This window comes from Bradyrhizobium sp. BRP23 (assembly GCF_020194135.1).
GTDB classification, from domain to species: Bacteria; Pseudomonadota; Alphaproteobacteria; order Rhizobiales; family Xanthobacteraceae; genus Bradyrhizobium; species Bradyrhizobium yuanmingense.
Genome location: NZ_JADYVW010000003.1, coordinates 718,891 through 730,919 on the forward strand (window position 1 = coordinate 718,891; position 12,029 = coordinate 730,919).

Annotated in this window: 11 protein-coding genes; 4 read left to right on the forward strand and 7 right to left on the reverse strand. The window is 64.5% G+C overall.

The features are described 5' to 3' along the window. Nucleotides 1-274 precede the first annotated feature (274 nt). A complete protein-coding gene (locus I6F24_RS11430) occupies nucleotides 275-781 on the forward strand; it encodes a MarR family transcriptional regulator (protein WP_036034548.1) in 507 nt (168 codons plus the stop codon). A gap of 12 nt (nucleotides 782-793) precedes the next feature. On the opposite strand, the gene I6F24_RS11435 is transcribed toward I6F24_RS11430, so the two are convergent. Genes I6F24_RS11435 through I6F24_RS11465 form a run of 7 tightly spaced genes read right to left on the reverse strand, consistent with a single transcriptional unit; the run spans nucleotide 794 to nucleotide 8,180 of the window. Then, nucleotides 794-2,458, reverse strand: a complete 1,665-nt coding sequence (locus I6F24_RS11435) for an ATP-dependent acyl-CoA ligase (RefSeq protein WP_225149422.1) — start codon at nucleotides 2,456-2,458, stop codon at nucleotides 794-796. A 9-nt stretch (nucleotides 2,459-2,467) separates the two neighbouring features. Then, the gene (locus tag I6F24_RS11440) at nucleotides 2,468-3,625 is read right to left on the reverse strand and encodes an ABC transporter substrate-binding protein (RefSeq protein WP_225149421.1); all 1,158 of its coding nucleotides are present in this window, start codon (nucleotides 3,623-3,625) and stop codon (nucleotides 2,468-2,470) included. A gap of 58 nt (nucleotides 3,626-3,683) precedes the next feature. Continuing rightward, complete coding sequence (locus tag I6F24_RS11445) at nucleotides 3,684-4,463, reverse strand: cyclase family protein (protein ID WP_036013430.1); 780 nt, start codon at nucleotides 4,461-4,463, stop codon at nucleotides 3,684-3,686. A gap of 35 nt (nucleotides 4,464-4,498) precedes the next feature. Continuing rightward, nucleotides 4,499-5,740 (reverse strand): SDR family NAD(P)-dependent oxidoreductase, encoded by a 1,242-nt coding sequence (locus I6F24_RS11450; protein WP_074448184.1) that lies wholly within the window; start codon nucleotides 5,738-5,740, stop codon nucleotides 4,499-4,501. Beyond that, nucleotides 5,737-6,915, reverse strand: coding sequence for a thiolase family protein (locus I6F24_RS11455; protein ID WP_036023844.1), 1,179 nt, complete (start codon nucleotides 6,913-6,915; stop codon nucleotides 5,737-5,739). The genes I6F24_RS11450 and I6F24_RS11455 overlap by 4 nt, the downstream gene beginning before the upstream one ends. A 22-nt stretch (nucleotides 6,916-6,937) precedes the next feature. Further along, nucleotides 6,938-7,366: an organic hydroperoxide resistance protein gene (locus I6F24_RS11460; protein ID WP_081492913.1), complete on the reverse strand. Its 429-nt coding sequence runs from the start codon at nucleotides 7,364-7,366 to the stop codon at nucleotides 6,938-6,940. A gap of 31 nt (nucleotides 7,367-7,397) precedes the next feature. Further along, on the reverse strand, nucleotides 7,398-8,180 hold the full coding sequence (locus tag I6F24_RS11465) for an aspartate/glutamate racemase family protein (RefSeq protein WP_225132796.1): 783 nt from the start codon (nucleotides 8,178-8,180) through the stop codon (nucleotides 7,398-7,400). Nucleotides 8,181-8,813: 633 nt separating this feature from the next. Between I6F24_RS11465 and I6F24_RS11470 the strand changes: the two genes are divergently transcribed. The 3 genes from I6F24_RS11470 to I6F24_RS11480 all read left to right on the forward strand — a co-directional run. After that, nucleotides 8,814-9,962 carry an ABC transporter substrate-binding protein gene (locus I6F24_RS11470; protein WP_225142719.1) on the forward strand — a complete coding sequence of 383 codons (1,149 nt, stop codon included), beginning with the start codon at nucleotides 8,814-8,816 and terminating at the stop codon, nucleotides 9,960-9,962. A 42-nt stretch (nucleotides 9,963-10,004) separates the two neighbouring features. Beyond that, a complete protein-coding gene (locus tag I6F24_RS11475; protein WP_036034562.1) occupies nucleotides 10,005-11,048 on the forward strand; it encodes a branched-chain amino acid ABC transporter permease in 1,044 nt (347 codons plus the stop codon). Beyond that, nucleotides 11,045-12,029 (forward strand): branched-chain amino acid ABC transporter permease (locus I6F24_RS11480; protein WP_225156228.1); only part of this gene is annotated, 985 nt, incomplete at its 3' end. The genes I6F24_RS11475 and I6F24_RS11480, both read left to right, overlap by 4 nt.

Consider the following 12,029-nt stretch of genomic DNA (forward strand, 5'->3'; position numbering starts at 1 on the left):
CGCTTGCGCGCGTTGCGCCGAGCTCTCACCCAATTATTTTAAGTATAAAATATTTCCTCGACGCGTGCCTTGTCAAGGCGCTTCTGCAAAGGCCCTGGAGGGCACGCCCCTCGCCGCAGCGTCGATCTGAATTTTAGTGTAAATCGGATGCACCGCGGCGCCGATTCCGGATCCCTCGGACCCAGCCTTGAATTTACTTTTGGCACGAACTATCTTGCCAATGTCCACGAGAGCTGCGCCAGCTTTCGTAAGCCACGAAGCCCGGGAGATTCGATTGGCACTCGCGAAGGAGTCCACCCCTGTTTCGGCCAGGAACGAGACGGATCAGGAGGCTGAGTACAGGGCTCAAACACGCCTTTGGCTCCGACTGCTCGCCTGCACGTCCCTCATCGAAAGCGAGTTGCGGCGCCGGTTTCGCGAAGAGTTCGACTTCACGATGCCCCGCTTCGACGTTCTCGCCCAGCTCGACCGCGAACCAAGCGGACTTGTGCTGGGAGAGCTGCCCAAGCGCCTGATGGTCTCGGCCGGGAACCTCACGCCAATCGTCGACCGCCTGGTCGCAGATGGATACATCACCCGCACGGCGTCGAACCTCGACCGGCGGGTGCAGATCGTCTGTATGACGGTCGAAGGCCGCAAGATCTTCAGGCGAATGGCCAAGAGCCACGGCGCATGGCTTGCCGAGCTGCTGGCGGATTTCCCGGCAGATCGGTTCGATGGATTGATCGGCGAGCTCGACGAACTCAAGGCCGCCGTCAGGGACGCCTTGCAAAAACCTTGAGCGGATACGACGTCAGCGTCGTACCTTCACTCCGGCCGCTTCGCGATCCCATGTATCCGTCGTGACACCGGCATCGCGCAGCACGCCCTTCTTGATCTTGCCGTTCTCCGTCAGCGGCATCTGACTGAGGATTCGCACATAGCGCGGAATGGCGAAATGGGCGATCCGCCCTTCGCAATGCCTGACGACGTCGACGGGCTGTAGCAAGTGGCCCGGCTCCAGCAGAATTGCAGCGGCAACTTCGTCCTCACCCAACTCCGACGGCAGCGGGTAGATTGCGCAGGCAGCGACCGCGGGATGCGACTGGATCGCCTGCTCGACCTCCCACGAGGACACGTTCTCGCCGCGCCTGCGGATGGAATCCTTCATGCGATCGATGAAGCGATAATGCCCGTCGGAATCGCGAACGACCCGATCGCCTGAGTGGAACCACAGATTTCGCCAGGCCTCCACGGTCTTCTCCGGCATGCCGAAATAGCCGGACGCGAACGCAAAGGGTTCTCTCGCGCGAAGCACGAGCTCGCCGGCCTCTCCATCAGGCAGCGCGGAATCATTCTCGTCGACGATCCGCGCCTCGATGCCATCGGCCAGGTACCCCATCGTCCCCGCCCGATCCGACGGAATCGCGCCGGCGAACACGAAATTCGTCTCCGTCGACCCGTAGCCGTCGACCAGCGGTACGCCGAAGCGCTCGCGGAACGGGCCGTGGATTTGCGGCGGCACGCCGCCGCCAAGCGCGACACGAAGACGATGCATTGACTGGTCTGCGCTCTTCGGCTGTGCCAGGAGCATCGACGCCATCGCACCGAGCAGATAGCCGACCGTCGCATTGTGCTGTCGCGCGGCAGCCCAAAAGCCGGAAGCCGAGAACTTCGGCTCGAGCACGTACGTGCATCCGTTCAGCAGCGCCTGATAGAACGCATTCAGCGCGTTGGTGTGGAACAGCGGCAGCGTCGTGAACAGCACATCGCCCTCGCGGATTCCGAGCGCGCGCGCCGAATAGACGCCCCACCAGAACAGCTGCGCCTGCGGACAGCACACACCCTTCGCAGGCCCCGTGGTGCCCGACGTATAGAGGATCGCAACGGTGTCACCGGGACGCACGGCGCCGGCCGGGGCTGCGGCGCCAAGAGGCGGCAGCGGGACCGCGGAAAGCCTGGCACCGATTGCGTCGGCGGCAGCTCCGATGATCCAGGTCCGAGGCGGCAGCTCGACATCCGCCTCGACACTCTCGACCGCGCTGGCGAACTGAGCCTCGATGACGAGCAGCGCGGGACGCGAGTTGCGGAAAATGTGGGACAGCTGGAAGCCGCGCAAGGCGGTATTGATCGGGACCGCAATCGCCCCCAGCCACGCACAGCCGAGATAGACCTGCAAGAACTCCGGACGGTTCGAGCACATCAGCGCGACCCGGTCGCCCGGCTTGATCCCGGCATCGACCAGCGTCTGGGCCGACGCAGCCGCAATCGTCGCAGCCTGCGTAAAGCTCCAACGCGCCTCTCCGGCAACGAGCAGAAGGCGATCGCCGTAACGCTCCGCCTGGCGCGTGAGCATCGTCGAGAGGATGCGCTCAGACGGCGGAAACGACGCCATCGCGCGCGCCCAGGCAGGCGTCACGTCCTCACCGCCGACCACCTCGGTGATGTTCGCCAGCGCATCTTTCTCCATTGCGACCATGCTCGCACCTCAAGGCAACAGCTTGTACTTGCCGTCCTCGATCTGAACCATGATGCGCGAGCGATCGTCGACTCCATGCCGGTCCGCTGGCGTGTAGGTGTAGACGCCCTGCGTCCCGACGACCTCCTTGGTGGTGAACAGTGCCTGGTGAATCGCGGTACGGAACTCAGGTGAGCCCGGCTTGGCACCGGTTGCCAGCGCACGCTTGGCGGCGTCGGCGAAGATCAGCCAGCCGTCGAAGGAATAGGACGAGAATGAATCCGTCGGCGCCTCGCCATTGGCCTTTTCGAAGGCCGCGCGGAAATCCAGGGCGACCTTCTGGATCGGATTGCTGGCCGGAAGCTGCTCCGCCGCGGTCACAGGTCCCGTCGGGCAGATGATGCCATTGGCGGCTTTGCCGGCCAGACGAAGGAAATCGGCGCTGATCAGCCCGTGATTGCCGTAGAGCGGTCCCTTATATCCCCGCTCGGACAGAGCGATGACCGGCAGCGCGCCTGGCGTGCCGGTGCCGCCGAGCATGATGGCGTCGGGACGCGCGGCGAGTGCGCGCAGCACCTGAGCCGTCACCGAGGAGTCCGACCGGGCATAGCGTTCGTTGGCGACGACCTTGATGCCGGCGGCCTTCGCACTCTGCTCGAGCGAATTGTACATGAGATCGCCGAACGCATCGGAGAAACCGATGAAGGCCACGGTCGTCAGGCTCTTCGCCTTCATGTGGTCGACGATTCCTTGCACCAGAAGCGGCGTCGGCTGCGGCGTCTGCACGACCCAAGGACCGCCGTCGCCTGACGCCACCGGTGCGATCGGCGACACCGCGATCATCGGAATCTTCATCTCGATGGCCGCGGTCGCCATCGCGAGCGTCTGGGGAGCGCCGGACGTGCCGATCAGGATATCGACCTTCTCCTGCTCGACCAGCTTGCGCGCATTGCGTGCCGACGCGGTCGGATCGGAGCCGTCATCGAGCTGGATGACCCGCAGCTTCTCGCCGCCGATTTCGCCGATATAGGCCTGACCTGCGGCGACGCCCTTCGCGTTGGGAATACCGATCGATGACACCGGCCCACTGAGGCCGGTAACGAATCCGACGAGGATCTCGGCTCGCGCGAATTGCGGAACGGCAAGCAGCAATGCAGTGGAAGCCACCAGGCTCTTGATCAAGTTCATGGCACCTGTCTTTCGGGAGAATTTCTTGGTCTGATTGGCGAGCGCCATTGATTGGGGCTCAAGTGGACGACACCAGAGCGATGACTCGAAGCGGGCTGCCGGAACCGTTCTGGATCTTTAGTGGCGAGGCCACGATGACGGCGCCGGTGGCCGGAAGCTGATCCAGGTTACACAGGCATTGCAGGCCGTAGCGGCCCGCGCCGTGCAGGAAGTGATGCGCCGGATAAGGCGGCTCGAAGTGTCCGGCCTGCCCCGCATCCGTGCCGATGGTTTCGGTGCCGAAACCGATGACACCGCGCTCCTCCACCAGCCACTTCATCACCGCCGGGTTCGGGCCCGGCGTATGCGCGCCGTCGTCCCTGAGATTGGAGTAGTCACGCCAGCCCTTCTTCGACCAGTCGGTCCTGAGCAGGACCCAATTCCGCTCAGGGATCCGGCCGTGCCTGGCTTCCCAAGCTTCGACAATCGGGACGGTCAGCAGGAAATCGGGATCCTGCGCCGCCTGCGCCGAGCAGTCGATGACACAGGCCGGTGCGATCATGTCCTTGGCCGGCATCGTGTCGACGGCATTGTTCGGCAGGTTCTTGCCGGTGAACCAGTGAATCGGCGCGTCGAAATGCGTGCCGGTGTGTTCGCCGAACGTAACGTTGTTCCAGTACCAGGCCGGGCCGCGACCATCGTATCGCGATATCTCCTGGATGCGGACAGGCGCGGCCTGACCGAATTCCGGCGGCAGGACGATGACCGGAAAGTCCGGACTGAGTGTGAAGGTCAGATCGACGACGCGCACCGCGCCGGAAGAAATCGCACTCGCTAGCTCCAGGAGATTGCTTTGCATCGTCAAGTCCTCCAGCTCGGTTGAAATCCCGCTTCTTATCGGTCGAGCTCGCGCTCGAGCGCTTTCGGATTGGCCGCGAGACGTTGCCGGATCTCTTCGGCGACATCTCCGACATACATCTCTTCGAGTCCGTTCTTGAGACCCGACACGATCGCCTGCGCGATCGCGCGCGGTGCGACCTTCGGCGGCGGCACGGTCTGGAACCATTCGGTGTCGACAGGGCCGGTGAACAGGTTCATCACCCGGACGCCACCCGGCCGCAGCTCCGCGCGCAAGCAATGTGACAGCGACAGGCAGGCGGCCTGCGAGGCCGAGTAGGCGCCGAAGGCGGGCCAGTTCGCCAGCGCATAGACCGAGAGAATATTGACCCATGCCGCGCTGCTGTTGATGCCATCGGCACCGCGCATCCGCATGGCCGGGCCAAAGGCTTGAGCCAGATTGATGAAGCCGAGATAGGCCTGATCGATCTCGTCCCGTGCGATGCTCGTGCCCCTGCGGTCGAGCAGGCCGCCCGGCCGGACATATTCCGTCGTGTTGACGAGAATATCGACCTTGCCGCCGATGTCGGCCGCAAGATCGGTAGCCGATTTCTCGTCAGCCGCATCGAGAGTCACGATCTCGATCCCGTCCTGACCGCGCAGCCGCTCCTCGCCGGCGAACGGTCGCCATGGTTCGGCAATGCCGACGAACACCGTCTTGGCACCCGCCGCCTTCAATGCGGCGACGGCTTCCTGACCGATGACGCTGCGGCCATTGGTGACGAGCACGCGACGGAATTTCGGATCGGCCGTCATTTCCCGCCACTGCTTGTCGTCTGCCATGTTGGGTGTCTCCGCTTCGGGATGGGCAAAGGCCACCGCCTGGCCGCTCTTGTCGAGTTGCAGCGACATGCTGACGGCCGCGCCCTCTGCACAGTCGGCATGAAGATGTGCGACGATCGTCGGACCGCAATCCATCTTGATGAGGCCGATCCGCCACGGTGCCCGTTCGCGGAAATAGACGTCGCTCGGCACCCGCGCCGTTGTCTCGGCAAGCAGTACACCTCGCCGCGGCGCATCGACGAAAGCGAGGCCGGCCGAAAGACAAGACGGACAGGCTTCGCGCGCCGGATAGGTAAAGGCGCCGCAAGCCTCGCAGCGCTGCAGCATGAAGCGGCCTTCGGCGGCCGCGCGCGTGAACCCGTGCGATATCCTGCTGCGCGGTCGCGGTGGCGAGGCCGGCAGCCGCGTCCGCAGCAGCGGATTCTTGCGCCGGGGCGGCTTGATCTGCTCTATCATCGCGACGGTCCAGCAAGGATCGCGGCACCCGAGGCGAGACCACGATCATAGTTGATCATACCGAACCCCGAGGCCAGAGCGAGGCTCGCATTCCTGACCTGCGTGGGACCGGCACTGCCCAGAACCTGCCGCAACCCTTCAACGAGGCCGAGATAGGCGCCGGCGGCACCGGCCTGCCCGACCGAGAGCTGTCCGCCCGAGGTGTTGTGCGGGAAGTCGCCATCGATGGTGAGATCGTGTTGGCGCACGAACTCAGCGCCCTCGCCCTTCTTGCAGAATCCGAGATCCTCGAACTGCATCATCGTGATGACGGGATAGTCGTCATAGGTCTGCACGACATCGAGATCGTCAGGCTTGACGCCGGCCATCGCATAGAGCTCGTCGACATCCATCGCCCAGCCGCCGCGCACCTGCATCGGATCGTCGGCAAAGGCATTGTGCCGCTCGATCGTCGAAAGGAGTCGCGCGGCGGGCAGCTTCAGGGATGAAGCCGTCTCATCGCGCATCACGAGGAAAGCTTCCGCGCCCGCACAGGGCATCACGCAATCAAACAGGTGGATCGGATCGGAAATCGGCCGGGCCGCCAGGTATTGCTCGAGCGTGAGCGGAGCCTTCATGAGCGCATGCGGGTTGCGCAGGGCATTGGCGCGCTGGGCGACAGCGATCTTGCCGACGTCCTCGCGCGCGACGCCGAACATTCGCATATAGTTGCGCGCAATCAGCGCAAAGCTGGCATTGGCGCCGGCCGCGCCGTAAGGATAGACGGCGTCCTGATTGAACCGCGAGAAATTCTCCAGCGTCAGCCTGAACGAATCGACGTGATTGGTGTCGCCAGCGACGCACGCCACGATGTCGGCATCGCGCGCCTGAACCGCGCGCGCCGCCTTGCGCAGCGCCGCAATAGCGCTGGCGCCGCCGAGCGGGATCGTGTCCAACCACCGGACGCAGAGCCCGAAATGCTGTGTCAATCCGATGCCACTGTCGGTGCCCATGGTGAAACTGGAGACGCACAGGCCGTCGATGTCGGAGGCCTTGATGCCGGCCTGCGCGACGAGCGCGCTCAGCGCCCGCCCGATCCACCACTGCGCGCTCTCGATGGAGTAGCGCACATAGGGAATCGTGACGGGAGCCGCGATCACCACGCCGTCATATGGTGCGCGCAAGGTGTTGGTCACCGACCGCCCTCGTTCATCCGCCTCAGACCACCGTCAGTTTCACGTCAATATTGCCGCGGGTTGCGTTCGAATAGGGGCAACGCTCATGCGCACCGGCAACGACCTCTTCGGCCACGGCCTTCTCGACACCGGGCAGGCTGACCTTCAGCTCGACAGCGAGCGCATATCCGACGGGCACCGGCCCCATCGCAACCTTCGCAGTCACGGACGGCTCGGCAGAGGGCACCACCTTCCGCGTGCGCGCGACGAGCTTGACCGCGCCGAGAAAGCAAGCGGCATAGCCGGCCGCAAAGAGCTGCTCGGGATTGGTGCCTTCGCCGCCGGGACCACCCATCGATTTCGGCAAGGACAGGGACACCGAGAGCAGACCGTCAGCGCTGACCGCCTTGCCATCCCGACCTCCGGTCGCCGTCACCTCGGTCTCGTACAGGAGCTTTTCGGGGGTCATCATGATTTGTTCTCCAGAAACGGTGTTTCGACGACTAGCGGCCGTTACGGGCAAGTAGCGCGCGGAAGTCATCGCGGGCCTGGGCGCTGGCCCGCCTGAAGCTCGGCCCGCGGCTGGGCTCGGTGCCATTGAGCTTCCGGAGCTGTACCCACATCTCGGCACTCTTGAGCGCCACGGCCGCGCAGTTGACCACCGGAGCGTGGCCGACCTTCAGGCCATGCTCTCGCCCGATCAAGAGGCCTGGCAACACGCCGGCCGGGATCACGACATCCGCGCCGCGTTCCACCAGCGGGAGCGCGCAGGCGACGAAATCCTTGATCATGCGGGCTTGGGCGGCGGCGTTTCCGGCGAACGCATCGGCGAAATCATCCGGCCTGCAGCCAAGGCCGGTCACATGGACGACGCGATCGCCGAGGCCGTAACGCTCAGCCTGCTCATAGTGCAAGACCTCGAAGACGGGATCGAGCGTCACAAGACCTAGCCGCCGCCCGAGTTGTGAGGCCGCCAGCAACGTCGCCTCGCCAGTCCCAATCACGGGAATGTCGAGCGCCGAGCGCAGCTCGTAGAGTCCGGGATCCTGAAAATGTCCCATGACGAAGGCGTCGAACCCGCCCTCCTCCGCTGCGATGCCGTTGTCGATTGCCTGGACCGCACAGCGCAATTCCGCGAGCCGTCCGAACTCGCGGTCCGGCGGACTGATGCCCTGGACGTGGACCGTCGTGCCTGGCGCAGCGATGTCGTTCAGGTATTCCGACAGCCGCGCCATGTAGGGCGCATTCACGCTCGCATCAACAAAGCTCTGCCAGAAGATGCGCATCGTCCTTCTCCTCAAGCGGTGATCGGAGGATCGGTCGTCGGCTGCCGATGAATATATTTCAACCATAAACTAATTGACGCGTCAAATGCGCGCGGCGGCGACGGCGACCAGTGCCGTCGGGGTCAAGGCGAGCACGGCGTTTTCTATGGGTCGATGAGCGCAGGAGCGCCGCACACTGACGAAATTGTATGCAACAACATTTTTTTCTGACAGCCCCGTGACACGTGTTGACGGCGCCACCGGAGTTACTTTAGGCTTTAAGTAATTCCTCGCCGGTCAAAGACCGGTGGCCATGACAATGATGTTGCAGGGCACCGATTTTGAGAGACTCGATCGTGTGGACAGTCGCCGTGCTCGAACAGCCGGCCTTAGCAGCAGCATCGCCGGTCGCGCATCGCGGCGGCACCGACGACCTTTCATCGCTCCGGAAAAGGCCCGCTTGCATGTGCCGGTGGGCCTATCGTTCGCGCGGCGCACAACATCATGGCTGCTGAGCGCCCGGAGCACACACTCTTCGGTCGCGCCCGGTTTTTGGCGCCGCAGCAATGTTTTCAATCGGGCGGTTCGTCGTTCGGGGACCCCGTGCGGCAGCATCGAAGCATTCCTATCCAGCATCAACGGAGGAGAACGCATATGCGCAAGACTCTGAGTTTACTTGCACTTGCCGCCGGCATCGTCACAGCCCCCGCCGCGCGGGCCGATATCACCATCGGCTTCGTCACCTCGCTCAGCGGCAACGGCTCGTCGATCGGCATTCCCTACGGGCGCGGCATCAACGCGGCCTATGAATACAAGAAGACCATCAACGGCGAGACCGTCCGCCTGATCCAGCTCGACGACGGCTCCGACCCGTCGGCCGCGACCCGCAACGCGCGCAAGCTGGTGGAAGAAGAGAAGGTCGACCTCCTGATAGGCACCGCGACGGCGCCCTCGACCATCGCCATGGCGGCGGTGGCGAGCGAATTGAAAGTGCCGATGATCGCGGTCTCGCCGATCGGCAAACTGCCGGAAACACCCGAGCAGTGGGTGGTGTCGGTGCCGCAGCCTGCGTCCCTCCTCGTCAAGATCATCGCCGATCGCATGAAGCGCGACGGCATGAAGAACATCGGCTATATCGGCTTCTCCGACGCCTGGGGGGACCTCGTCTACAACGGCGCCAAGGCGGCGGAGGCCGCCGGCGATGTCAAGATCCAGACCAACGAGCGCTATGCGCGCACCGACACTTCGGTCACCGCGCAGATCCTCAAAGTGCTCGCGGCGCGGCCGGACGCCGTGCTGGACGGCGGCTCGGGGACGCAAGGCGCGCTGCCGCTCCTCAGCCTCGCGGAGCGCGGCTTCAAGGGAAACACCTACGGCACGGTGGCGCTCGTCAATCCGGACTTCGTGAACGTCGGCGGCAAGGCGGCCGAAGGCATCCAGGTCTCCGCCGGCCCGGTCATCGTGGCCGAGCAGCTGCCCGACGAACATTTCGCCAAGAAGATCGCGCTGGATTTCCGCAGCGTCTACCAGAAGGTCCATAACATCCCGACCACCGACGGCTTCTCGGCCTACTCCTTCGACGCCTGGCTGATCTTCGCCAACGCAGCGGAGCGCGCGCTCAAGACGGCGAAGCCCGGCACGGCGGAATTTCGCGCCGCCCTGCGGGACGCGATCCTCAGCACCAAGGAGCTGCCCGGCGTGCACGCCATCTACAACTTCAAGCCCGGCTCGGTGACCGGCGTCGATGAGCGCGCGCTGGTCGTGGTGCGCCTGACGGGCGGCGCCTGGAAATACGCGCCGTAGTCGGACAGGCCAGGCCACCAGAACAAGGGGACGGCGTTCTCAATGACGAGCGACATCGCAGCCATTCTTGCGATCGATGGGATCGCCACCGGCGCAGTCTACGCGCTGGTGGCAATCGGGACGGTCCTCATCTTCACGGTGACACGGGTCATCTTCATTCCCTTTGGCGACATCGCCGCCTTCACCGCGCTGACGCTGGCGGCGCTCGACGCGAAGCGCTTTCCCGGCACGGGCGCGCTGGTCGTCATCCTCGCGTGCCTCGCAACCCTGATCGAAATCATCTCGCTGCTGCGCAACGGCGAGCGTCGGCTGGTTCCGCGCGCGCTCTTCTTCTACCTCGCGTTGCCACTGGCCGTGGTTGGCCTCGCCTGGCTGACCATGCGCGCCGAGCCGCCGCTCGCCATCAGGCTCGTGCTGGCCTTGATGCTGATCACCCCCATCTCCCCGCTGCTGGACCGGATCGTCTTCCGTCCCATTGCGGACGGAACGGTGCTGCTGCTCCTGACCGTTTCCGTCGCCCTGCACTTCGCGCTGGTCGGCCTTGGGCTGCTCTTCTTCGGTCCCGAGGGTGTCAGGACCGAGCCGCTGACGTCATTGTCGACCGAGTTTGCGGGCGTGCTGATCTCGGGCCAGACCATGCTGATCGTGATCGCAGCCCTCGTCTTCTCTGGCCTGCTCTATCTCTTCTTCGACTTCACGCTGGTCGGTAAATCGCTCCGCGCGACGGCCGTGAACCGGACCGGCTCCCGCCTGATGGGCATACGTCCCGCCCGCGCCGGCACCATCGCCTATCTCCTGGGCTCGCTGATGGCCGGCGTCTCCGGAATCCTGATCGCGCCCGTCAACACCATATTCTACGATTCCGGCTTCCTGCTCGGCCTCAAGGCCTTCGTCGGCGCCATCGTCGGCGGCATGACGAGCTATCCCGGCGCGGCCATCGGCGCCGTCGGCGTCGGTATCCTCGAAAGCTTCGCATCCTTCGAGAGCAGCGCGCTGAAGGATGTCATCGTGTTCTCGCTTCTGATCCCGATCCTGATCTGGCGATCCCTCGCCTCGCTGCATTCCGAGGAGGAGATCGAGGAATGACGCGCCTTCACGTTCAGCTCGCGGCGGTGGCGGCGGTAGCGTGCCTCGCGCTCGCGCCATTCGTCCTCAACCCCTTCAGCATCACGCTGATGAACTATATCGGCATCTATTCGCTGGTCGCGATCGGCCTTGCCCTGCTCACCGGCGTCGGCGGCATCGTGTCCTTCGGACAGGCCGCCTTCGTCGGCGTCGCGGCCTATGCCACGGCCTGGGTCTCTGCTCTGAATGGATCTTCCCCGTGGCTCGGCCTCGTGTTCGGGGTGGCGCTGACCTGCGGTGTCGCCACCGTCCTCGGCGTTGTCACCTTGCGGCTCCAGGGCCATTTCCTGTCGCTCTCGACCGTCGCCTGGGGGCTCGCCATCGGCTTCCTGTTCGGCAATGTCGAGGGACTCGGGCGCTTCAACGGCATCTCGTCGATCCCGCCGATCAGTATCGGATCGTTCGCGCTCGTCTCGAGCGCCCAAATCTATTTCCTGATCTGGGGCATCGTCGTCGTGGTGCTTTTCCTCGGATACAATCTCCTGGACTCCCGGGTCGGCCGCGCCATGCGCGCGCTGCGCGGCGGCAATATCCTGGTCGAAAGCCTCGGCATCAACGCCTTCCGGATCAAGCTCGTGACCTTCGTGATCGCGGCCTTCCTCGCCTCGCTCTCCGGCTGGCTCTACGCCCATATGAGCCGCTTCATCAGCCCGGGCCCGTTCGATGCCGGCATGGGCATCGAATATCTGATGATGTCGATGGTCGGCGGCGCCGGCAGCTTGCTCGGCGGCGTCGTGGGCGCCGCTATCGTCACCCTGCTGAAGAACAGCGTGCAGGACTATCTGCCGCTGATCGCCAAGGGCGCGTCCGGCCAGCTCGAGATCGTCGCTTTCTCCGCGCTGTTCATCCTGTTCCTGCAATGGGCGCGGCAGGGCATCGTGCCGTTCGTCGCGCGCTACTTACCGAAGATCAAGCGCGAACGGCCGCCAGCCGCCCCGCCCC